The organism is Streptococcus sp. 544 (assembly GCF_013277385.1).
GTDB classification, from domain to species: Bacteria; Bacillota; Bacilli; order Lactobacillales; family Streptococcaceae; genus Streptococcus; species Streptococcus mitis_BA.
The window spans coordinates 291,886-315,069 of sequence record NZ_VMMU01000006.1 but is presented as its reverse complement, the minus strand read 5'-3'; the positions used below and the strand labels follow the sequence as shown (position 1 = coordinate 315,069).

Below are 23,184 nucleotides of genomic sequence, written 5' to 3'. Positions count from 1 at the left end.
TCTCCTATACTGTTATTTTACTTGAGCAACTATACTATTTAGATTAGAAATAAAAGAAGCCATCAGGTTAGCATTTAACCTAAACAGCTCCTTGATTATCCTCCAAATAAACGAGCAAAAAAGCCTTTCTTAGTGGATTGGACTTCTTCTTTTGCTTGGTCCAGCTCTAGCTTGAGATTTTCTTGATCCTTCATGGCTTGAAGAGTCAATTGTTGCTGCTGATCGAGTTGTTTGTCTTTCTCAGCAATCTGACGGTCTTTGATACGCATCTGCTCATCTTTTTCTGATAACTGACGATCCTTGGCTTTTAATTGTTCATAGAGACGAAGAATTTCTGCATTCTTCTCATCAACCAGAATCTCCATCAGTTCACGCTGCTTGACATCTTCACTGACAGGCTCATCTTCAAAAATCGTTTTTTTATAGATTTCTTCTAGCTTAATCAAACCACTTCTGGTAACGACCGTTACCCCTTTGTCGTTTTTATCTGTGTCTTCTTCTGGTAATTCTTTGACACGGTTATTGATTGCTTGGCGAGATAATCCTAAAACCTCTGCAATCTCACTGACGGTCATTTCAATACTCATAATATCCTCTGAAACGTTTTCTAGCTTTTCTTTACTTAAATCTTATCATAAGCTAGAAAAACTGTCAAATTTCCGCTTAATCTAAAGCCTTCAAAAAGGCTAATAAGACTTGGGCAGAGCGGCGTCCAGCTTCGATAATAAACTCATCAAAAGAGATGTTTGCTTCATGGTTGGCATTGTCACTCATAGCGCGGATGACTAAGACTGGAAGATTAAGGGCATGCGCCGCCTGAGCAATAGCTGCCCCCTCCATCTCAACGGCTAAAACTTCTGGGAAATGGGACTTAATCGCTTCTATCTTATCATTTCCTGCAACAAAACTATCTCCTGTAGCAATCAAACCAAGATGCCAGTTTTGATCCAATTGAGATAAACTCTTTTGGATTTTGGCAACAAAGGTTTTATCTGATTCGAAATAAAGCGGTTGTTGCGCCATTTGTCCATAAGCATAGCCAAAAGCTGTGACATTCACGTCATGATAGGCTAATTTGTCTGCAATCACAACATCACCAACAGCAATACCTTCTGCTACTGCACCAGCTGATCCCGTATTAATCAAAGCATCCACCTGGAAATGATCAGCCAAAATAGCTACACTCATAGCAGACATGACCTTACCAATTCCACTTTCTACAAGAACGACTTCATGAGAGGCAATGGTTCCTGTGTGATAGGTATTGCCTAAAACAACTTGCTTCTGGGCATTTTCTAGATGCTGGACCAGATACGCCAGTTCTTCTGGCATAGCCGCAATAATTCCTATTTTCATTTCAATTCCTTTTCTATTACAACAGTTTCATTGCTAAGACAAGCAAAATTAAGAGAAAGATGACTGCAAATAAGATTTTATTCAGTTTAGAATTGAAGACATTTCTCTTGGTATTTTCAATGCGACGGCTTTTATGAATAGACGGTTCGACCTGAATCTTCAAGGTTTCCTGGCTAAAACCATGATCCTTAGGATTGGAATAACCAAAACGGGAAGAAGAGGTTGGTAAAATCTTAGTCTCCTCATCATCAAGTAAAGGAGGACCTGAAATTTTTTCGCCTCTATTAGCCCTTTCAATCATTTCATCCGTTAATAAAGGTTTACCCATACTGACCTCCTCTATTTTTTATGCAATTCCCAATACTGAACAGCCATAATTGTCTTGGCATCACAGATATGACCTGATTGGATTAATTCCTTGGCTTCTTCTAAGCTCACTTCAAGGACTTCTAAGGTTTCATCCTCATCCTGCGGACGCGGATTTTCCACTTTCGTCAAATCGCTTGCTAGGTATAGTTTTAACTTTTCATTACAAAAACCAATAGCTGAATAAAAATCATACAAGAGTTCTAATTTCCCTGTATAGGCTGTTTCTTCCTCTAATTCTCGAAGAGCTGCTGCAACAGGGTCTGTATTTTCTCCCACTTCCAACTTTCCGGCTGGAATTTCGTAAGAGACAGCCTCGATAGCTTTGCGGTACTGCTTGACCAAGATGAGTTTTTGTTCATCCGTTACTGCTAAAACACAGACAGCCCCATTGTGGAAAATCAAATCCCGTTGGGCAGTTCCCTTGCCTTCTGGTAATTCAACCTGATCTTGGACCAGTTTAAATATTGGTCCTTGATAGATTTCTTTTCGGCTAAGCGTTTTTTCTTCAAATTCCATGACAGACTCCTACTGATTCTTAGGATGATGAGGAAGACGTGTTGCATATTCGTCTTTATTGACCTGACGACCGCGACCAATCGCAATCGCATCCGCTGGAACATCTTTAGTAATAGTTGAACCAGCTCCAACGAGGGAATTGTCACCAAGTTCTACTGGCGCAATAATGGTTGAATTTGAACCAACAAAGACATTGTTACCGATGACTGTCTTGTATTTGTTTTTGCCGTCATAGTTGACTGTAATGGTTCCTGCACCAAAATTAACATGGCTACCCACTTCACAGTTTCCGATATAAGTCAAATGACCAGCCTTGGTATTCTCACCGATAGAAGAACCTTTCACCTCGACAAAGTTTCCAATATGGACTTGTGCACCCAGACTTGAACCTGGACGAATGTGGGCATACGGACCGACTGTCACTCCGTCAGCAACACTACTTTCCTCAATCATAGAATTGGTAATGACAGCTCCTGCTCCAATAGTGCTATCCACTACATACGTTCCATTTGTCAAAAGAGTCTCAGCACCAATTTTAGTTTGCCCCTTCAAGGTAACATTGGCTTCGATTTGAACTTCAGGCGCAATTTCAACATCAATATCGATATAAGTTGCTTCTGGGTTGACAAAGCTAACCCCATTGACCATGTGTTGGTGATTGATGCGACGACGCATAACCGACTCAGCTGTCGCAAGTGCCACACGGTCATTTACCCCAAGACTTTCATCAAAATCTTTCAAAGTATAAGCACCGACTTTTTCACCAGATTCACGGAAAATACCAATGACGTCTGTAATATAGTATTCTCCTTGAGCGTTGTTGGTATTGATATTTTTCAAAGCCTCAAACAAACGCTCGTTGTCAAAGACGTATGTTCCAGTGTTGATTTCCTTGATTTGTTTTTCAAAATCTGTGGCATCCTTTTGCTCAACAATACGAAGAACCTCAGCATTGTCATTACGAACAATTCGTCCATAGCCAAAAGGATTATCTGTTTCAGCAGTCAAGATAGTAGCCACATTTTTATGATTGATGTGGAAATCAATCAAGTTTTTCAAGCTTTCACCTGTGATTAAAGGAGTATCTCCTGCGATGACCAAGGTGTGACCTGACAAACCTTCCAAGATAGGCTCTGTCATCATAACCGCATGCCCAGTACCCAACTGTTCAGATTGAGTCACAAATTCTGTCTGTCCAGCCAAGACCTCCTCAACCAATTCTGCCTTGTGTCCTACAACTGTTACTGTCTTTTCAGGTTGGATAGCTCCCACACTACGGAAAACATGTTCCAACATAGAAATACCCGCAACCTTGTGCAACACTTTTGGCAAATCAGATTTCATGCGAGTCCCTTTACCCGCTGCTAAAATAATGGCAAAATTTGACATAATCTTCTCTTTTCTGTAGAAATTCCCTTTTATTATACCATATTTCAAATCATTCCGCGCCCTTGAATAAAAAAATGCTCCAAAGTCCTTTCCTTAACCCATTTTTTTGATTTTTTTTGATTTTTAGGGTAAAATTATGAGATATGAGAAAACAAATTCATCCACTTATTTTATTTAGTTTTTTTGGGATTATGATGTTCATTTTAATCATCAATCGCCCACTTAATGACAACCAATCCTTTAAAACAAAATCCAACATAGCGCAGATTGAAGCACAGGCTTTGAAACACTTAGACAGACCGATTATTGACCTCTCTGGCTGGCAGCGTCCTGAGGAAATCAACTACGATGCCCTCTCACAAAATATTTCAGGCGCTATTGTTCGTGTTCACAGCGGTGCTCAAACGACAAAAGAAAATGATGCTTCCTTTATCAATGGAATAGACAAAGCCTATAAGAGTCATATCACTGAACTTCAAAAGCGGAATGTCCCCGTTGGGGTCTACGCTTATGTAGCTGGAAAAAGTGTCCAAGAAATGGAAAAAGCCGCTGAAGTTTTCTACAATGCTGCCTCTCCTTACAGCCCTAGTTACTATTGGCTAGACATAGAAGACAAAACCATGTCCAATATGAACGAGGGTGTTGAAGCCTTTCGAGCAAAATTAGCATCACTAGGTGCTAAAAACATCGGAATCTACGTTGGGGTCTATTTCATGGAAGAACATAGTATTGATACAGGCAAGTTTACCTCTGTTTGGATTCCGTCCTACGGCTCAGACTCAGGATTTTTTGAGAGCAGTCCTAAAACTGATTTAGATTATGACATCCACCAATACACATCTAAAGGGAAAATTGCCGGCTTTGACCACAATTTGGATATCAACGTCATCTCTCCCTTAAAAAACAAAGAAGAAACCTTTAGAAAACTCTTTTTAAAACCTTAAAAGCATTTGTTTAGCATTTGCTTTTTCTTTTTGTGTTTGATTGTGATACAATATAGTAAGGATTTTTTGAAATAGAAATAGTTGGAGGAACTATATGCTCTCATGGTTAGCGCGCATTATTAAAGGGATTGTGATTGCTCTTGGATTTATTCTACCGGGAATTTCCGGAGGAGTTCTAGCAGCAATCTTAGGCATTTACGAACGGATGATTGGCTTTCTGGCCCATCCCTTTAAAGACTTTAAAGAAAATGTTTTGTACTTTATTCCAGTTGCCATCGGTATGCTTCTGGGAATCGGATTATTTTCCTACCCGATTGAATACCTGCTTGAAAATTACCAGGTCTTTGTCTTATGGAGCTTTGCGGGTGCCATCATTGGTACGGTTCCTAGCCTACTAAAAGAATCAACTCGAGAATCTGACCGAGACAAGATTGATTTAGCTTGGTTCTGGACAACCTTTATCATTTCTGGACTAGGACTCTATGCCTTAAATTTTGTCGTTGGAACCTTAAGTGCTAGCTTTCTTAATTTCGTCCTAGCAGGTGCACTGCTGGCTCTTGGCGTCTTAGTTCCTGGCCTCAGTCCATCAAATCTACTTTTGATTTTGGGTCTCTATGCTCCTATGTTGACTGGTTTTAAAACCTTTGACCTCTTGGGAACCTTCTTCCCGATTGGAATTGGTGCAGGTGCAACTCTCATCGTTTTTTCAAAATTGATGGATTATGCCTTAAACAACTACCACTCACGCGTCTATCATTTCATCATCGGTATTGTCCTATCAAGTACCCTTTTGATCTTGATTCCAAATGCAGGAAACGCTGAAAGTATCCAATACACTGGCCTTTCTCTTGTTAGCTATGTCATCATCGCCTTCTTCTTTGCACTGGGAATCTGGCTTGGTATTTGGATGAGCCAATTGGAGGATAAGTATAAATAATGGCAAAAAAAGTTAAAATCAAAAAAACATTGGTGGAACAAATCCTATCTAAAGCAGGTATCCCACATCAGGGGATTCAAATCAATGCCCTGGAAGGAGAGCTGCCTCAAGGTTATGAACGAGATCAGATTTTCAAAACCTTGGCTCTTTTGGGAGATAAGACAGGACCGATTATCGGAATTGTGCCTATCACTCAACACTTATCGGAAAAGAAACTAGCTAAAATTTCTGGTAATAAAAAAGTGAGCATGATTCCACAAAAGGACTTAGAAAAAACAACTGGTTACATTCATGGAGCCAATAATCCTGTCGGAATTCGTCAGAAACACAATTATCCCATTTTTATCGATAAAATTGCTCTAGACTTGGATCAAATGATTGTCTCTGCTGGCGAAGTTGGTCACAGCATTATCGTAGCGCCACAAGACCTGGCTAGCTTTGTAAAGGCAGACTTTGTAGATATTTTGGAGGACAGCAAGTAATGAAACTCTACTTTGTCCGCCACGGTCGTACCGTCTGGAACCAAGAAGGGCGTTTTCAAGGTGCTAGTGGAGATTCTCCCCTTCTTCCTGAATCCATTGAAACCCTAAAACAACTTGGCCAATATCTCAAGGAAATTCCTTTTGATCAGATTTATGCAAGTGATTTACCTCGAGCGGTCAAATCTGCTGAGATTATCCAAAGTCAACTCAAGACACCCTGTCCTTTAGAAAGTGTTCCGAATCTCCGTGAATGGCAGCTAGGTAAATTAGAAGGTTTGAAAATTGCAACCTTGGAAGCTATTTACCCGCAACAAATCAAAGCTTTCCGATCTAATCTTGCTCAATTTGACACTCAAATGTTTGGAGCCGAATCCCTCTATAGCACCACGCAACGGACCATCCAATTTATCAAATCATTAAAAGATAGTCCAGCTGAGCATATTCTAATTGTCGGTCACGGTGCCAATCTTACTGCCAGTCTTCGTACTCTTCTAGGATATAAAGAACCACTTCTTCGTAAAGATGGCGGTCTAGCAAATGCCAGCCTGACAATTCTAGAAACCCATGATTTTGAAACATTCACTCTCGATACTTGGAATGATACTTCTTATCAATCATAATTATAGCCTAGCCTTCTGAACTAGAACCATAGGAGATATAGTCAGTTGAAACAAAAATAAGACAAAAGAGCCTCGTAAAAAGGTATTGCAACTTGCCAATACCTTTTTGATATGAACATGTGTCTTCTCAACAGGATTGTAGAGCAAAATGAAATAAGAACTGAATAATGTGATTTTGAGAATTTAAATCAATTTATAAGAATGTTTTAGAAGCAGTGATGTACTATTTCAGATTCACTTTTCTATACTAATACTCTTCGAAAATCAAATTCAAACCGCGTCAACGTCGCCTTGCCGTACTCAAGTACAACCTGCGGCTAGTTTCCTAGTTTGCTCTTTGATTTTCATTGAGTATAAGATGAGTAGGGAGGAAGAGGTAAAAGTTTATGCCCAAACTCTTCACATAAGAACTCTAGCTTACCCATTCTATGGAATCTTGCATTATCCATTAAAACTTCCAGACTCATACTCTTCTAAAATCTATTCAAACCACGTCAGCTTCACATTATATATGTTGGTGACCTCATAAGTCTTATCTGCAACCTCAAAGCTGTTCTTTGAGAAGCCTACAGCTAGCTTCCTAGTTTAATCTTTGCTTTTCACTGAGTAGCAAGTTAAAAAAATGAGGCTGGTCAAAAAGTCTTGAAAATCAAAAAACGCATAATATCAGGTATTGAAAACCTTGTACTATGCGTTTTATTGTGGGAAAATTTACTTTATTTTTTCCTGAAGTCGAGTTTTTGCCTGACTCATTGATTTGGACTATTCGTTTGATGTACTACTGCTTGAGCTTGAATCTCCACCACCGATATATTGGGTAAAGATATTTTGGAAGGCTTGGTCCTTAACCTTGATATTGGCTGCTTGCAATTCTTTTCCGATAATGCTTTGAACAAATGTTGAATCATTTTGTTTTTGAGTCAAGATAACAGTTTTTAATTTTTCTTTGTAGTCATCAATATTAGATGATTTTTCTGTTTTCTTAATGAGTTTTACAATGTAATATTGGCTACTGTAGGCTTGTGTGCCAGTTGCTGTAATCACATCAGAAACGCCGTTTACATCTAAAGCAAAAGCAGCTTTTTTAACTTGTTCCGGTACTTCTGTTGAAGCAGAATCAAAGGTGATTTCTCCACCATTCGCTTTAGTTTTCTCATCAGTTGAGTTATCTTTGGCTAATTGGGCAAAGTCAGCACCTTCTGCCTTGGCTTTTTCGAGAACTTCTTTGGCCTTATCTTCATTATCAAGACGGATGATTTGAGCCGTTACATCTGGAGTATATTCGTCAAAGGCCTTCTTGTAAGCATCATCTGTCAATTCAGCTTCTGCTGCCTTCTTAACTGCCAACTCAACTAATTTACTTGTACGAATTTGAGCTTTACGTGTTTCAAGGGTCATTCCTGCTTGTGACAAGACACGTTGGTAGTTCTCACCATATTGTTTCTCTTCTTCGGCAATAGTATCATCAACCTCTTTATCATCAAGCTCTGAGCCATATTGTTTTTCAAAAACTTTTTGGATGGTCATATTTAACAAGACTTGTTGGGCTGAAGGGTTGCTTTTCACTTGCTCATAAAATTGATGTTCTGTGATGACATCCCCTTTCATGCTGATAAGGTCTGCCCCTTCTGAACCTTTCGAACAAGCTGCTAAAGTTGCTACTGATAATAGTGTAATGGCACCTGCCAATAGTTTTTTCTTCATGTCTACTCCTTTGAGATAAGTGTTACTCTATCTATTTTACTATATTTTCTTAAATTTTTCTGAAAATCATTCGCTGTCAGGCAATTGAACATCTGCTACATTTTTACGAAGCATGAGAATGCCGTCTCCCAGAGGTACTAATGTTGCGGTAAGTCCTGGATTGTCTAAGGTTGCGTCAAATAGTCTTTGAAGTCCTCGATAGATGGTTCGCTGACCTCGACGGACTTCTATAATGTCCTTGGCAACATCACCGCCTTGAAAAATATCATCCAAGACAACCACACCACCGACTTCCAAATGTTTGAGGATTTCTGGCAGAAAGACGATGTATTTAGACTTGGCTGAATCCATAAAGACGAAATCATAGGACTCTGTCAAGGTAGATAAGACATCTACCGCATCTCCTTCTAGGAGTGTGATTTGCTTACGACTGTCAAATTGAGCAAAATTTTCCTTGGCAAAACCAATCATTTCTGGATTGCGGTCAATGGTTGTAATCTTAGAATTTGGCGCATATTCTGCCATCAAGAGGGCTGAAAAACCGATGGCCGTCCCAATTTCCAGAATGTTTTTAGGTTGCATGGTTTCCATGAGAAAACGGAAATAAGCTACCGTTTCATGGGGAATAATGGGAATATTTTCCTTGCGGGCAAAGTCTTCCAATTCTTTCAAAGCTCCTGTGACTTGCTTTTGGCGCTGACGCATCAAGTCCACAATTTCTTCCTTGACGACAGGGCGACGCATGTTATGGTTGGCATTCTTACTATACGATTCAACCATCTTATGCCAATCCCAATTTTTCAACAAGGGCTTCAAACTCATTCAAACGACGTTCAAAGACTGCAAAGGCATCGTTGAGATAGTCTTCCTTCTCCATATCAACTCCAGCTTTTCTCATGACATTAAGTGGATAGTCAGACTTACCTGCCTTGAGGTAGTCGATATAGCGGTCACGGTCTTCTTGACTACCATGAACAATCTTTTCAGCCAAGGCTGAGGCTGCTGCAAATCCTGTTGAATATTGGTATACATAGTAGTTATAGTAGAAGTGTGGAATGCGTGCCCACTCGTATTGGATTTCAGGATTGTCTTCCTTACTCAAACCATAATACTCTTGGTTCAAGTCTGCGTAGAGTTTATTTAAGAAATCGCTTGTCAAGACTTCACCATTTTGATCCGCTTGGTGAATCGCGTGTTCAAACTCAGCAAATTGAGTTTGGCGGAAAACTGTTCCACGGAAACCGTCTAGGAAGTTATTGAGAATAGCAAAGCGCGTTGCGTCATCTTCCACTTCTTCCAATAATTTCTCCGTCAAGATATTTTCATTGGTAGTTGATGCAATCTCAGCCAAGAAAATAGAGTAATCCCCGTAAACATAAGGCTGAGTTTCGCGAGTATAGCTTGAGTGCATACTGTGACCAGTTTCATGAACAAGAGTAAAAAGATTGTCTAGATTGTCCTGCCAGTTAAGAAGCATGAAGGCATTGGTATCGTAAGAACCACCAGAGTAAGCCCCTGAACGCTTGCCTTGATTTTCATAAACGTCAATCCAACGCTCACTGAAAGCACGTTTAACACGGCTCAAGTAATCTTCACCCAAGACTGCCAAGGCATCTTCTGCCTTTTTCAAGGCTTCTTGGTAGGTGAAACTATAATCTACTGACGAAAGCGGTGTGTAGACATCGTACATCTTGAGATCTGAAATTCCCAAGATTTTTGAACGAAGTTCAAGGTAACGATGCAAGAGTGGCAAATGCTTGCGAACTGCTGCTACCAAATTGTCATAAACACTTTCTGGAACAAAATTAGCCGCTAGGGCTGCATGACGAGCGCTCTTGTAGTTGCGAACTTTAGCACGATAGTTTTGCACCTTAACATTGGTTTGCAAGGTTTTAGCATAGGTGTGTTGGAATTGTTGATAAGTCGCATAAAGAGCTTGATAAGCACCACGACGCACCTCACGATTTTTAGACTCCATCAAACGTGTGTAAGTCCCATGAGATAGCTGAACTTCCTTACCATCATCGTCAAGAACATAAGGGAAAACAATATCCGCATTGTCCAAGATAGCGAAAGTTTCACTTGCCGAACCAAAGATTTCCCCAGCTCCAGCCAATAATTCTTCTTCGCGTTGTGAAAGAACGTGTTCCTTACCTTGTAAAAGCTTATCAAAATAGTGTTGATAAACCTGCAATTTTGGTTGAGCCTCTAAAAAGTCAGTATACTGCTTTTCACTAATTTCCATAAATTCAGGTTCATAGAATGAAAAGGCTTGGTCTAGCTGGCTGTAGAGAGTCATTGCCTTGGCGTAATACTCTTGGTACTTGGCTTCACGTGTATCCTGGTCATTTTTCATATGAGCATAAACGTAAAGCTTCTCCATTTGGCGTTCCATTTCAAGAGAAAATTCAGTAATTTCGAGTAGGCTATCCGCACTATCCAAGAGATGACCTTCATACCGAGCCACTGTCTCCAGTTGTTCTGTTAACTCTTTTAAGGCTTCTTCCCAAGCCTGGTCAGTTGGGTAAATCGTTGATAGATCCCATGTATCTTTTTCATTTATTTCATTTCTTTGTAATACCATTAGATTCCTCCATCCTTTCTATTCTACCATATTTTTTAAGAAATATTGCTGATAAAAGGCTGGTGGATAAAGCTTTTGCCAATCATTTTGAGTATTTTGTTGGTAATAGGTTTGAAAATGCTTATAATAGCTGGTCAAATCTTGTTCAATTTGGCAAAAATCACCTACTAGTGGTCGAATTTGTGGATACCATTCTTTCAGCCCATAATTCAGGACATTTTCTCCCTTTTGATAGGCTTCTGCTTGTTCTTTCATCCAAATAGGATTTTGATAATACAGTTGTTGCCGGATATAACGACAGATGTCCTTATCCTGAGAAACACTAAAACTAGATATTTTTTGTTTCTTATAGGGAAGACGTAATATCTCCAGTAGACTAGCTTGACCATAGGAAAATTCCTTGATTTGATAATGGAGTTTACCGCGGAGGTCTTGGTGGATGAGATATTTGAGTCTTAAAGTCTGTTTTTCCTCATCCAATTCCCAAACATAAAAGCCCATATTTTGACTGAAATAAAGAAACCCTTCTTGCAGACGAGTCAAACGCTCCTTGAGCCAAAGTTTTTCCCCCAGCAACCACAGTACTTGGTAACCCTGACTACGATAACCCTCACTACGCTCTTTAAGAACTTTTTGAGGCAAGGGACTACATTGAACCTCTAAAGCTAGATTGCCATTTACAAATACATCCGCAATCTGTTTAAGTTCTGGAAACGGGTATTCTAATTGTACCTCTGCCTCTTTTTTCAACCAGTGATAGAGGGATTCCTTATTGGACAGGTGTTCTGGGCTTTCATTTTCAGAGGAATAATCACAGTCTTTTAGGGATTTATGGGCAAAATGGGTCCGGACACTTGGTCCTTGCCGCAAACGGAGCTTACCTCCACAAGCTGGGCAGGTGTATTCTTGCTTCTCAAGCTTATCCTCTAACACATTTACCAATTTACCCCTAGCATCTCTCGCAACAAACATGATTTCCCTCCTTTTCTATATTATTCGTAAAAAATAAAAAAGATCAGGAGATTCCTAATCTTCATCACTCTATAATTTTAGAGTTGCAAGCGACTTTCAAGAGCTTGTGTCAAAACTTCAGAATAGTTCACTTTCTCACGATCTGCAAGTCTGACTAGCCACTCTGGAACCGTAACATTTTTTCGAATCGCTTTATTATTCTTTACGAAAGGCAAGGGATTGACCTGAATCAAAGTCACAAATCCATCAGGAGCTTTCAACTCAGCAATGTCACTAGGAGTAGGCAGAGCCAGTCCTTCATCAATATAAGAAGCTAAAACACTCTCAAGCATTTCCCGTGCATTTTTCATTGCAAGTTCAATCGTTGTTCCTTCAGTCCCGCCTCCAAATTCAGGAAATTCAACCCAGTATCCAGTGCCTTCTCTATGAAAAATAGCAGGATAAGATTTTAGCATAGTACACCTCCACAATTTTCAAATCAACTACAATCCCAAATCTTTTAATATTTTTCTCTCTAAACCTTTTCCTAAATCCTCATTACCGTGAACTGGAATAGTGACAAGATAGGAGACCCCTTCTTTCTTAAAATGATGATGACTTCCTCTCTTACGTACTTCAATCCATCCATTTGCAAGAGCTAATACTCTTCGAAAATCAAATTCAAACCACGTCAGCTTATCCTTGCCGTACTCAAGTACAGCCTGCGGCCAGCTTCCTAGTTTGCTCTTTGATTTTCATTGAGTATAATTTTACCATTTCCTTACCTGTGATTGTCATTTATGGTCACCTTTCTATCTAAAATTATACTTATAATGCGTATTTTTGTCAATTCTTCTATCTTATCTATTCGTAAAAAAAGAAAAAAAGATCAGAAAAATTCCTAATCTTCATGTATGTTTACTTGATTTTCTTAGCTAGCATGGTCGCAAAGCGTAGTTGAATGCGATTGCCATTTTCGTCACGACGGTGCAAATGACCAGGATTTTCATTGTACTTAACCAATTCCCAGTCCTTGTAATAATCTGCCAGTTCCCCTTCTTTAAAAGTGAATGGGAAGTTAACCGAGCAAGGGTAATCCTCCGTGTCCATGGCACAAACAATAAGATTATAGCCACCGACCGTGGTATGCTCCTGCATATTTTTGATAATTGCAGGAATGCGGTCTGCTTGCAAAAACATCAAAACAACTGTCGATACGATGAAATCATAAGCTTGCCCAATGCTAGCTGAATTGATATCGTAAAAACCAACAGGCATATCCAAATCTTCCTGCTCCACAATGCTTTGCAAGATTTCAAGGGACAGTTCATTTTGATCCACAGCTGTCACATCAAAACCTTGCTGGGCTAGAAAGAGGGAATTACGCCCCTGACCACAGCCCAAATCCAAGGCTTTCCCTGGTTTTACTGTCTGCATAGCCTCTAGGACCTCTGAATGAACAGGATTGGTATTGTATTTCTTAGGGAAATAATCCTCAGGTTTACAATAAAATTCCAAGTACCATTCTACATCGTCTGTTACAGCCTCCACTCGGTGCCAGGCTTGTGGTTGTGCCATTGGATTGTCAGCCCCCGCTTCAAAGAGATGCTCAGCTAGAACCTCACCATCCTCTGTCAATTCAATAAACTTGAGAGTTCCTTTTAAAACAGTAATCTTGCCCCAAGTCCCAACCTTGGTATTGTGTTTCTGCTGAACAGCCTCTGGCATGGTTTCTTTAGTCCACAAGGGCATACGTTTATAGGCAATTAGTTTTTCCATTTTCATTCCTCTTTTTATCGCTGATTAACAGCTTTCATCACGCGCGCAATGTCGCGATTTTGCTCACGTCGTTTGATTGACTCCCGCTTATCATAGTCATGCTTCCCTTTAGCTAAACCTAAAAGGAGCTTGGCATAACCATCTTTGATATAGACTTTAAGAGGAACCAGCGTCATTCCTGTCCCTTTGGTCTCTTGTTCCAACTTTTGGATTTGCTTTTTATGGAGCAGGAGTTTACGACGACGTTCTGGTTCTTGGTTCCAGATATTGCCCTCTTCGTAAGGCGCGATATGAACATTGCTCAACCAGACTTCTCCATTTTTTACTTGGGCAAAGCCATCCTTTAGATTGATTCGAGCTGCTCTCACACTCTTGATTTCAGTTCCAGTCAGGACCATCCCTGCCTCTAGCGTATCTACGATAGTATAGTCGTGGCGCGCCTTTTTATTTTGTGCGACGACCTTTCCCTCGCCCTTTGCCATGTTTGGCTCCTTTCTTAGCTACTTCCTTATAAAAAGGGTTCTTTCCTTTTTTCTTCTTGTCTTTTTGTGAATGCTTGCGCTTATCATTTGAGCGTCCTGATTTTATCTTGTCTTCTTTCTTATCTGAACGACGACTTGAACCACGCCCTCTATCATTGCGACTAGACTGTTTCAAGCCTTTTTCGATCACATCAAACTCACTTGGAATATAAGAGAAGTCAATTTCACCCGTCATCTTATCAGCTCTTTCAACGCGAATGCGAATCTGCTGACCTACACGGAAGGTTGTCCCCGATTTTTCCCCACGAAGAGTCAAATCCCGCTCATTGAAATGATAAAATTCAGGTAGATTAGTGATGTGAATCAAGCCTTCAACTGTGTTTGGCAATTCAACAAAGAGACCGAATTTAACGATGCTAGACACAACCGCATCGTACTCTTCGCCCACGTATTCTTCCATGTACTCAGCCTTTTTCATGGCTTCGACTTCACGCTCAGCCTCAATAGCACGACGCTCACGGTTGGAAGACTGGGTCGCAATCTCTGGAATTACTTGTTCAAAATGCTCGGCTATTTCCTTAGAACGGCCGTAGTCCCGAATCATACGGTGAACAAGGAGGTCCGGATAACGACGAATCGGACTAGTAAAGTGAGTATAATAATCAGCCGCTAATCCATAGTGACCGTGATTGTGCTCTGAATAGCGAGCCTGCTGCATGGATCGAAGAAGCATCATGGACAAGACATCTGCATAAGGTTCTCCCTCAACAGCACGCATGATGTCTTGGAGAGCCTCCTGGCTAATCTCACTGGCAGTCCCATAAATGCGCAAGCCAAAACTCGAAGCATAATCAATAAACTTCTGAACCTTTTCAGCCTTAGGCTCCTCGTGAATCCGATAGATAAAAGGCAAATCCAACTTGCTGAAATGCTCGGCAACTGTTTCGTTGGCCATCAACATAAAAGACTCAATCATCCGCTCGGCAACACCACGCTGACGAAGAACGATATCAACAGGCTTACCTTGTTTATCCACTAAAATCTTGGCTTCATTGGTATCGAAATTGAGGGCTCCACGTTTCACACGCATGTTTTCTAAAGTTTCATGAAGTTTGGCCATGAGTTCGATACTAAGAACAATTTTCTGATATTCTTGTCGCTTTTCCTCGTCGCCAGCTAGGATATCATTGACATCGCTATAAGTCATACGGAAACTGGTCTTGATAACTGTTTGTGTAATGGTATAGTTGACCACACGACCATGTTTATCAATCTCCATAATGGCAGACTGGGTCAGGCGGTCAACTTGAGGATTGAGGGAGCAGATACCATTTGACAGTCGTTCTGGAAGCATTGGGACCACACGGTCTGTCACATAGACAGAAGTCGCGCGATTAAGGGCTTCCTTATCAAGAGCCGAACCCTCAGTCACATAGTAGGAAACATCTGCTATGTGAACTCCAAGCTCCAGATTTCCATTTTTCAATGCTTTGATATGCACGGCATCGTCCAAATCCTTGGCATCCGCACCGTCAATGGTAAAGGTAATCTCATCTCTCAAATCCAGACGGCCTTCCATATCCTTTTGAGACGGAGCATCAGGCACACTTTCTGCTTCCTTGATAACAGCTTCTGGAAACTCGGATACAATGTCCATAGACTCCAAAACCTCAAGAACATCAATTCCGACATCCGTTGAATACCCCACCACATCTAGAACACTCGCGACAAAGAAATCGTGTTTCTTGCTTGGGTATTTATCGATAAAGACCTTGAGAACTTCGGTTCCCTCGAGTTTAAGGGCTGGTTTCTTAACATAGATGGGTTGGCTGATTTTCTGGTTTTTCGAACGGATGTAGCCAGCATACTTAGGCTTTTCCTGATCCAGAACGATTTGACCGACTACGGTTGTCAGACTGTGTTCTAAGATATCGATAATTTTTGCTTCCGCTGCTGTTCCCTTATTGCGGTCAGCGACTTTCTTGATGACGACCTCAACGGTATCACCATCAATAGCATAGTTGACATCGTTTTTTCCTACAAAAAGGTCGTCCTCCTCGCCTTCCAGACTAACAAAGCCAAAGCCATTTTTATGAGCATGAAAAATCCCCTTGAGAGTAATCTCATGTTTTTTCTTGACTTCCAAGGTCAGACTTCCATCTTCTTCAAAGCGTATCTGGTGCTTTCTTTCCATTAAGGACAAGGTTTTAATCAACTCACGAAAATCCTTGGAACCGTCTTTTCCCAAAGCCTGAGCCAAGTCATTGACAGTTACCTTTCCCTTATCTTGTAAATATTCTTTTATTCTGTCTTTCATATTTTCTTTCTAGATTTTTTAATTTTCTTTTACTGTAAAACCTTCTCAAATATCATTTAGAAATAAAAATAGGCAAAGACCTAGTCCTGCCCATTATTTTCTTATCTACTTGATAATACCGTCAATGCTAAGGCAATGGCTAGCCAGAAAAAGACTAAAATCCCTGTCAAACGCTGCATTACAGCTTCAAAACCGCGTGCTTTACTGCGTTCAAACAAATCACCTGAGCTGGCATCAAATACATTGCTGGATTGGTTTTTGGTTGGTTGCATGAAAATCGCAATCACAATCACAACAGATAATACTAATAAAATGGTTAATAATAGGTTATACATATCAAACTCCTTAAAATCCCTATTATTTTACCATAAAATCTACTTAGATTCAAGATGTAGGGTTACTTTTCTTTCCTTGGGACAATACTTTAAAACCTCAATCTTGTCTGGATGGGTTTTTGAATTTTTACTGGTTAGGTAATTGATACTGCCACAAGAGGAGCATTTGAGATTGATTTTTACTCGCACTAGATTTCCTTTACTTTTAATAATGTTCGAAATTGAAGCAGGTTAAAGAGACAACTAAAGGCAACACAAAGGCTTGTCGCATAAAAGACAGCATGGTAGCCAAATTGACCTGCTACTGCAGAACCTGCCATAGGCCCAACGACACCTCCCAGATAAAAGAATACCTGATTGAAGGCAAAGACCCTTGAAATACCGGCTTTGGGAGTCATCTTGCTGAGAAGGGCATTGACTCCGGGAATCAAGGCACCGGTTCCCAATCCAAAGAGGAAACGATAAAGTCCTAGTTGAAGAGGGCTAGAGGCATTGGCACAGAGGAGATAGATGATGACTGAATAAAACTGGGCGACAACTAAGAGGCGATGGTTGCCCACCTTGTCACCTAGCTTGCCCATGACTCCTGCACTCATCATACTGGAAAAGCCCATACTGGATACAATCAAACCAGAGACAAAAAGAAGATTCTCTGTCTGCCCTAAGTCGCGTACATAAAGAGCCAAAATAGGGCCAATCGATTGAGCTGAAAATTGGATGACAAAACTGGTCAGAAAGAGGTTGACCAAAAGATAGGGATATTTAACTGATGTAAATAATTCCTTGGTTGGGATGACCTTTTCCTTGGCTACTGGTTGAAAATCTTCCTTGATAAAGCAAATAGTCAAAACAGCAGCTAAAAATAGAAAGCTACCAACCAGTAAAAAGACAGTACGAATGCCAAATAATTCTGCAATAAAGCCACCGATAAAGGGACCCGTTAGAGTACCTGCAACTACGCCTGTAGACAAAGTACCTAAGGCAGAGCCTGATTTCTCCTTGGGAACCTGACTGGCTATCAGGGCTGTTGCATTGGGAACAAAACCCGCAAATACACCATTCAGTAAACGAAGAAAGATTAACCAATAGATATTTGGTACAAAGGCTAAGCCTCCCATAGTAATGGTCATGGCAAGCCCAGCTCGAATCATCATGGGCTTTCGACCGTATTTGTCAGCAAGGATGCCCCAGATAGGAGAGAAAAGTGCTGCAGAAATGGCAGAGACAGAAATAGCTAAACCTGCGTAAAAAGCAGCTTGATCACTCCCTACACCTAAATTTTCCACAAAGATGGGCATAAAGGGCACTACCAAAGAAATACTGGCTCCTGTCAGAAAATTACCAAACCAAGCAATGCGCAGATTATCTTTCCAGTTAATCTCTGTCATCTTGGCTACCTCCCTCAAGAAGGATATACACTTGATTAAGAAGCTGGTCCTGATTCCCATTATTGTCAAGAATATGGCTGGCTAAATCTTTCTTTTTTTCTAAAGGCCACTGGGCTGCCAGGCGAGACTCAGCTTCATCTTTGGACAACTGGTCCCTTTTCATTAAGCGTTCTACTTGGACATCTCGGTCCACATAGACCAACCAAGTCTCATCAAACCAAGAGACGTAGTCCTGCTCAAAAAGTAGGGGAATATCCATGAAGAAAATCTCTTCTGTCTGAGCCAATTGGTCTCTTAATGTAGCTAGTTCCTCACGGATAATCTTTCCTTGGATTTGCTTAGACCATTCTCGTTCTTCAGGATTTGAAAAGATAAGACTAGCTAGGAGAGGGCGATTAAGTTCTCCGTTTTCAAGGATGATTTCTTGCCCAAAGTGCTGGACTAGAGCCTCAAACAGACGACCACCAGGTCTCTGTAGTTGGTGGACAACCGCGTCGGCATCCACCACTTGAAAGCCTTGCTTTCTTAGAAAATTTGTCACAGTTGACTTACCTGAGGAAATTCCCCCAGTGATTCCAATGATTTTTCCCATCAATTCCTCCTTTGGCACTGAGGACAAAAGTGGGTTCCACGTCCGCCTAGTTGGATTTTCTCAATAATGGTACCACAGCGTACACATTCTTGACCAGCCTTGTCATAGACCTGATGAAAATCCTGCATGGTTCCATCTTCCCCAAAGGCATTGGTATAGGTCCGAATGGTGGAACCACCTTTTTCAACAGCCTGTCCCAAAACAGCGATGGTCTGGTCATGAATGGCAGTCGCTTCTGCTGCTGTCAAAGTCTGGGAAGGTCTAGCCGGATGAACCTGAGCTCGCCAGAGGACCTCATCCACATAGATATTGCCAAGTCCAGCTACCAAAGTCTGGTCTAAAAGATGGGATTTGATAGGCTTTTTAGACTTAGCTAGAGCTACTTGAAAGACCTGCACATCAAAGTCTTGTTCGCTTGGTTCAGGACCTAATTTTTTAGAAATAAAGTAGGCTTCCAAAAGGTCAGGCGCCAAGAGTTCCATAGTACCAAACTTGCGAACATCCTCGTAAACAAGCGTGCCACCATCTTCAAACTGAAAAAAAACATGGGCATGCTTGCGTTCAGGAACCTGGTACGGATAGTAAAAATACTTGCCCTCCATCCGCAGATGGGAAATCAAGACCTTGTCTGTCAGGTAGAAAATCAAATATTTACCACGACGTCCCATTGACTCAATAATCTGACCAGGCACTTCCTTTTGAAACTCGTCCAAATCCGTCTTAATCATCTTGGGATAGCGAATTTCTACACTCGAAATCTTCTTTCCCAAAATCAATTTTTCCAAGCCACGTCGAACGGTTTCAACCTCTGGTAATTCAGGCATAAGTCCTCCTTCTGTAAAAACAAGAAGCAGGCATGAGCCCACCTCTACTTAGTATTCTTTTTCATTATAGCCAAAGTCAGCCAAATCTAGCTTTTTATCGCGCCAGTTTTTCTTGACCTTGACCCAAGTTTCTAGGAAGACCTTGTCTCCTAGCATGAGTTCAATATCACGACGGGCCATGCTACCGATTTTCTTAAGCATAGCGCCACCTTTACCGATGATAATCCCTTTTTGGCTATCACGCTCGACCATGATGGTTGCACGGATATGAACCTTGTCTGTCTCTTCGTCTCGTTTCATAGAATCCACAACTACTGCGACAGAATGCGGAATCTCTTCACGAGTTAGGTGCAAGACTTTCTCACGAACCATCTCTGAAACCAAGAAGCGTTCTGGATGGTCTGTGATTTGATCAGACGGGAAATATTGAAAACCTTCGTCCAGATTTTCACTCAAAATATCCACTAGACGAGAGACGTTATTTCCCTGAAGAGCTGAGATTGGAACAATTTCCTTAAAGTCCATTTGATTACGAAAATCATCAATCTGAGACAAAAGCTGGTCTGGATGAACCTTATCAATCTTGTTCACCACCAGAATAACAGGAACCTTAGCAGCCTTAAGACGCTCGATAATCATATCGTCCCCCTTACCACGCGCCTCATCAGCAGGCACCATGAAAAGAACTGTGTCTACTTCACGAAGGGTGCTATAGGCAGATTCTACCATGAAATCTCCTAGAGCCGTTTTAGGCTTGTGAATCCCTGGCGTGTCGATAAAGACGATTTGCTCCTTATCAGTCGTGTAAATTCCCATGATTTTGTTGCGCGTTGTCTGCGCCTTGTCACTCATGATGGCAATCTTTTGCCCCATGACGTGGTTTAAAAAGGTTGACTTCCCAACATTAGGGCGTCCTAAAATGGCTACAAAGCCTGATTTAAAAGTCATAATTTCCTCTTACTGTTTAAAATAATAAATCCCAGATTCGTGGGAGAAAAATCAATGCGCCTGTTAAGGCTGCGAAAAGAGAGACCACTAATACCGCGCCAGCCGCCATATCCTTGGCATTTTTAGCCAGCATGGAAAAGTGATAGTGACTGGCCAAATCCACCACATTTTCAATAGCAGAATTGATAATTTCAAAAGCTACTACCAAGAAAATGCTCAATAGGAGAAAGAGCCATTCGACTCGTGACACCTGAAAAACTAAACCTGCAAGAATGACTACAAGAGCCGTCACTGCATGTTTTCGCATATTACGTTCTTCCTTGATGGCAGTAAAAATTCCTGTGACGGCAAATTCTAAACTGGATATCAGGTCACGATTTTTCCATTTTCGTTTATTGTCTTGTGAGTCCATAGGCTGTCAAAATTTCTTCTTGTAAACCGAACATCTCCGCTTCTTCTTCCGGAGTGTAGTGATCATATCCATTGATATGTAAAAAGCCGTGTACTGCCAAGAAGCCCATCTCACGCTCAAAGCTATGGCCATATTCCTCGGCCTGCTCATGAGCCTTATCAATAGAGATGAACAGTTCCCCAATATAGGCATCAAACTCAGACATCATCTCTGCCAATTCTGGATTTTCAAGCAAATCTTCCTCGTCAAAGGCAATTTCCAACTCTGGCTTATATTCAAGGCTGATGACATCTGTCGGACGGTCTGTGTCACGGTACTCCAGATTGAGTTCATGACTACGCTCATTGGTCACAAAAGTGACTGCCATCTCCTTGTCTTCTTTGCCTAATTTTTGGGCTGCAAATTCCAAAATTTCTTGGGTTTGTTGCAACATTTCTTTTGAAACTTGACCAGTTTCATCTACCATTTCAATATACATGTGCTTCTCGTTTCTCTTTACTTGGCTTTATTATACCACATTTCCATGATTTTATTCTACCTTTTTGATATAATACTATGGAATACAATCACAAGGAGAGAACGATGTCATTTGACGGATTTTTTTTACATCACATGGTTGAGGAATTGCGAAGAGAGTTAGTGAATGGTCGCATTCAGAAAATCAATCAACCTTTTGAACAAGAATTGGTCTTGCAAATCCGCAGCAATCGCCAAAGCCATCGCCTGCTCCTTTCTGCCCATCCAGTTTTTGGACGCATTCAGCTGACCCAAACGACTTTTGAAAACCCAGCCCAGCCTTCTACCTTTATCATGGTTTTAAGAAAATATTTGCAGGGTGCCCTAATTGAGTCGATTGAGCAAGTGGAAAATGACCGTATTGTGGAAATCACGGTTTCCAATAAAAACGAGATTGGAGACCATATTCAGGCTACCTTGATTATCGAAATTATGGGCAAACACAGTAACATTCTACTGGTTGATAAAAGCAGTCATAAAATCCTCGAAGTTATCAAACATGTTGGTTTTTCACAAAATAGCTACCGTACCTTGCTGCCTGGGTCTACCTATATCGCTCCGCCAAGTACGGAATCTCTCAATCCTTTTACAATCAAGGACGAGAAACTCTTTGAAATCCTGCAAACGCAGGAAACGACAGCTAAAAATCTTCAAAGCCTCTTTCAAGGTCTGGGACGCGATACGGCAAATGAATTGGAAAGGATACTGGTTAGTGAAAAACTTTCCGCTTTCCGAAACTTTTTCAATCAAGAAACCAAGCCATGCTTGACTGAAACTTCCTTCAGTCCAGTTCCTTTTGCAAATCAAGTGGGAGAGCCTTTTGCCAACCTTTCGGATTTGTTGGACACCTACTATAAGGACAAGGCTGAGCGAGACCGTGTCAAACAACAAGCCAGTGAACTCATTCGCCGTGTTGAAAATGAACTGCAGAAAAATCGACATAAGCTGATAAAACAAGAAAAAGAGTTACTGGCGACAGACAACGCTGAAGAATTTCGTCAAAAAGGAGAATTGCTGACAACCTTCCTCCACCAAGTACCTAACGACCAAGACCAGGTTATCCTAGACAACTACTACACCAACCAACCTATCACGATTGCGCTTGATAAGGCTCTGACTCCCAACCAGAATGCCCAACGCTACTTTAAACGTTACCAAAAACTCAAAGAAGCTGTCAAATACTTGACTGATCTGATTGAGGAAACCAAGGCAACTATTCTCTATCTGGAAAGTGTTGAGACTGTCCTCAACCAAGCTGGACTAGAAGAAATCGCTGAAATCCGTGAAGAATTGATCCAAACAGGCTTCATCCGCAGAAGACAACGGGAGAAAATCCAGAAACGCAAAAAACCAGAACAGTATCTGGCCAGCGATGGCAAGACCATCATCTATGTCGGCCGCAATAATCTGCAAAATGAGGAGCTAACCTTTAAAATGGCCCGCAAGGAGGAACTTTGGTTCCATGCCAAGGACATTCCTGGAAGCCACGTGGTCATCTCAGGAAATCTTGACCCATCTGATGAAGTCAAGACAGACGCAGCAGAGTTGGCCGCCTACTTCTCTCAAGGTCGCCTATCAAATCTGGTGCAGGTAGATATGATTGAAGTCAAGAAACTCAACAAACCAACTGGTGGAAAACCTGGCTTTGTCACTTACACAGGACAAAAGACCCTCCGTGTCACACCAGACCCAGAAAAAATTGCATCCATGAAAAAATCCTGATTCGACTTGAAATCAGG

At 41.1% G+C, this 23,184-nt stretch carries 27 protein-coding genes and 1 pseudogene; 5 read left to right on the top strand and 23 right to left on the bottom strand.

Annotated elements, in window-relative coordinates:
* Nucleotides 1-95: 95 nt before the first annotated feature.
* The 5 genes from rocS to glmU form a co-directional block, all read right to left on the bottom strand.
* Complete coding sequence (gene rocS / locus HT728_RS04255; protein WP_000021242.1) at nt 96-587, bottom strand: chromosome segregation protein RocS; 492 nt, start codon at nt 585-587, stop codon at nt 96-98.
* A gap of 76 nt (nt 588-663) precedes the next feature.
* On the bottom strand, nt 664-1,356 hold the full coding sequence (locus HT728_RS04250; RefSeq protein ID WP_173233965.1) for a 5'-methylthioadenosine/adenosylhomocysteine nucleosidase: 693 nt from the start codon (nt 1,354-1,356) through the stop codon (nt 664-666).
* A gap of 16 nt (nt 1,357-1,372) precedes the next feature.
* The gene (macP, locus tag HT728_RS04245; RefSeq protein WP_173233964.1) at nt 1,373-1,684 is read right to left on the bottom strand and encodes a cell wall synthase accessory phosphoprotein MacP; all 312 of its coding nucleotides are present in this window, start codon (nt 1,682-1,684) and stop codon (nt 1,373-1,375) included.
* 11 nt (nt 1,685-1,695) lie between these two features.
* On the bottom strand, nt 1,696-2,241 hold the full coding sequence (locus HT728_RS04240) for an NUDIX hydrolase (RefSeq protein WP_000393816.1): 546 nt from the start codon (nt 2,239-2,241) through the stop codon (nt 1,696-1,698).
* Between the two features lie 9 nt (nt 2,242-2,250).
* Entirely contained in the window at nt 2,251-3,630 is a 1,380-nt protein-coding gene (gene glmU / locus HT728_RS04235) for a bifunctional UDP-N-acetylglucosamine diphosphorylase/glucosamine-1-phosphate N-acetyltransferase GlmU (protein WP_164227026.1), read from the bottom strand.
* Nucleotides 3,631-3,773: 143 nt separating this feature from the next.
* On the opposite strand from glmU, the gene HT728_RS04230 reads away from it, so the two are divergent.
* From HT728_RS04230 to HT728_RS04215, 4 genes are all read left to right on the top strand, one after another.
* Nucleotides 3,774-4,574: a glycoside hydrolase family 25 protein gene (locus HT728_RS04230; protein WP_173233963.1), complete on the top strand. Its 801-nt coding sequence runs from the start codon at nt 3,774-3,776 to the stop codon at nt 4,572-4,574.
* Nucleotides 4,575-4,668: 94 nt separating this feature from the next.
* Entirely contained in the window at nt 4,669-5,511 is an 843-nt protein-coding gene (locus tag HT728_RS04225; RefSeq protein WP_173233962.1) for a DUF368 domain-containing protein, read from the top strand.
* Entirely contained in the window at nt 5,511-5,993 is a 483-nt protein-coding gene (locus HT728_RS04220) for an aminoacyl-tRNA deacylase (RefSeq protein WP_061423884.1), read from the top strand. The genes HT728_RS04225 and HT728_RS04220 overlap by 1 nt, the downstream gene beginning before the upstream one ends.
* Entirely contained in the window at nt 5,993-6,613 is a 621-nt protein-coding gene (locus HT728_RS04215; protein ID WP_173233961.1) for a histidine phosphatase family protein, read from the top strand. The genes HT728_RS04220 and HT728_RS04215 overlap by 1 nt, the downstream gene beginning before the upstream one ends.
* Nucleotides 6,614-6,972: 359 nt before the next feature.
* Here the strand turns inward: HT728_RS04215 and HT728_RS04210 are convergent.
* The 18 genes and pseudogenes from HT728_RS04210 to ybeY all read right to left on the bottom strand — a co-directional run.
* Nucleotides 6,973-7,068: pseudogene (locus HT728_RS04210) on the bottom strand (IS630 family transposase); the annotation flags it as partial.
* Nucleotides 7,069-7,375: 307 nt separating this feature from the next.
* Nucleotides 7,376-8,317: a peptidylprolyl isomerase PrsA gene (gene prsA / locus HT728_RS04205; RefSeq protein ID WP_173233959.1), complete on the bottom strand. Its 942-nt coding sequence runs from the start codon at nt 8,315-8,317 to the stop codon at nt 7,376-7,378.
* Nucleotides 8,318-8,383: 66 nt separating this feature from the next.
* Nucleotides 8,384-9,097: an O-methyltransferase gene (locus HT728_RS04200; protein ID WP_173233957.1), complete on the bottom strand. Its 714-nt coding sequence runs from the start codon at nt 9,095-9,097 to the stop codon at nt 8,384-8,386.
* A gap of 1 nt (nt 9,098) precedes the next feature.
* Nucleotides 9,099-10,901 (bottom strand): oligoendopeptidase F, encoded by a 1,803-nt coding sequence (gene pepF / locus HT728_RS04195; RefSeq protein ID WP_173233955.1) that lies wholly within the window; start codon nt 10,899-10,901, stop codon nt 9,099-9,101.
* An 18-nt stretch (nt 10,902-10,919) separates the two neighbouring features.
* Entirely contained in the window at nt 10,920-11,873 is a 954-nt protein-coding gene (locus HT728_RS04190; RefSeq protein WP_173233953.1) for a competence protein CoiA family protein, read from the bottom strand.
* A gap of 77 nt (nt 11,874-11,950) precedes the next feature.
* Nucleotides 11,951-12,328, bottom strand: coding sequence for a type II toxin-antitoxin system HicB family antitoxin (locus HT728_RS04185; RefSeq protein WP_173233951.1), 378 nt, complete (start codon nt 12,326-12,328; stop codon nt 11,951-11,953).
* 27 nt (nt 12,329-12,355) lie between these two features.
* Nucleotides 12,356-12,547 carry a type II toxin-antitoxin system HicA family toxin gene (locus tag HT728_RS04180; protein WP_173234128.1) on the bottom strand — a complete coding sequence of 64 codons (192 nt, stop codon included), beginning with the start codon at nt 12,545-12,547 and terminating at the stop codon, nt 12,356-12,358.
* Between the two features lie 223 nt (nt 12,548-12,770).
* On the bottom strand, nt 12,771-13,631 hold the full coding sequence (tehB, locus tag HT728_RS04175) for an SAM-dependent methyltransferase TehB (RefSeq protein WP_164226022.1): 861 nt from the start codon (nt 13,629-13,631) through the stop codon (nt 12,771-12,773).
* 14 nt (nt 13,632-13,645) lie between these two features.
* Nucleotides 13,646-14,113, bottom strand: coding sequence for an SsrA-binding protein SmpB (smpB, locus tag HT728_RS04170; RefSeq protein ID WP_001051750.1), 468 nt, complete (start codon nt 14,111-14,113; stop codon nt 13,646-13,648).
* Nucleotides 14,076-16,430, bottom strand: coding sequence for a ribonuclease R (rnr, locus tag HT728_RS04165; protein WP_173233949.1), 2,355 nt, complete (start codon nt 16,428-16,430; stop codon nt 14,076-14,078). Before rnr ends, smpB begins: the two co-directional genes overlap by 38 nt.
* 101 nt (nt 16,431-16,531) lie before the next feature.
* Nucleotides 16,532-16,765: a preprotein translocase subunit SecG gene (secG, locus tag HT728_RS04160; protein ID WP_000282517.1), complete on the bottom strand. Its 234-nt coding sequence runs from the start codon at nt 16,763-16,765 to the stop codon at nt 16,532-16,534.
* A gap of 39 nt (nt 16,766-16,804) precedes the next feature.
* Entirely contained in the window at nt 16,805-16,954 is a 150-nt protein-coding gene (rpmG, locus tag HT728_RS04155; protein WP_001809104.1) for a 50S ribosomal protein L33, read from the bottom strand.
* Nucleotides 16,954-18,153: a multidrug efflux MFS transporter gene (locus HT728_RS04150; protein WP_049488727.1), complete on the bottom strand. Its 1,200-nt coding sequence runs from the start codon at nt 18,151-18,153 to the stop codon at nt 16,954-16,956. Before HT728_RS04150 ends, rpmG begins: the two co-directional genes overlap by 1 nt.
* Nucleotides 18,140-18,745 carry a dephospho-CoA kinase gene (gene coaE, locus HT728_RS04145; RefSeq protein WP_173233947.1) on the bottom strand — a complete coding sequence of 202 codons (606 nt, stop codon included), beginning with the start codon at nt 18,743-18,745 and terminating at the stop codon, nt 18,140-18,142. The genes HT728_RS04150 and coaE overlap by 14 nt, the downstream gene beginning before the upstream one ends.
* On the bottom strand, nt 18,745-19,569 hold the full coding sequence (gene mutM, locus HT728_RS04140; RefSeq protein WP_173233945.1) for a DNA-formamidopyrimidine glycosylase: 825 nt from the start codon (nt 19,567-19,569) through the stop codon (nt 18,745-18,747). Before mutM ends, coaE begins: the two co-directional genes overlap by 1 nt.
* A 48-nt stretch (nt 19,570-19,617) precedes the next feature.
* Nucleotides 19,618-20,517: a GTPase Era gene (gene era / locus HT728_RS04135; RefSeq protein WP_000143264.1), complete on the bottom strand. Its 900-nt coding sequence runs from the start codon at nt 20,515-20,517 to the stop codon at nt 19,618-19,620.
* A gap of 16 nt (nt 20,518-20,533) precedes the next feature.
* Nucleotides 20,534-20,929, bottom strand: a complete 396-nt coding sequence (locus tag HT728_RS04130; protein ID WP_173233943.1) for a diacylglycerol kinase — start codon at nt 20,927-20,929, stop codon at nt 20,534-20,536.
* Nucleotides 20,910-21,407 (bottom strand): rRNA maturation RNase YbeY, encoded by a 498-nt coding sequence (gene ybeY, locus HT728_RS04125; RefSeq protein ID WP_000275156.1) that lies wholly within the window; start codon nt 21,405-21,407, stop codon nt 20,910-20,912. The genes HT728_RS04130 and ybeY overlap by 20 nt, the downstream gene beginning before the upstream one ends.
* Nucleotides 21,408-21,511: 104 nt before the next feature.
* On the opposite strand from ybeY, the gene pavA reads away from it, so the two are divergent.
* Nucleotides 21,512-23,167, top strand: coding sequence for an Rqc2 family fibronectin-binding protein PavA (pavA, locus tag HT728_RS04120; protein WP_173233941.1), 1,656 nt, complete (start codon nt 21,512-21,514; stop codon nt 23,165-23,167).
* Nucleotides 23,168-23,184: the final 17 nt, after the last annotated feature.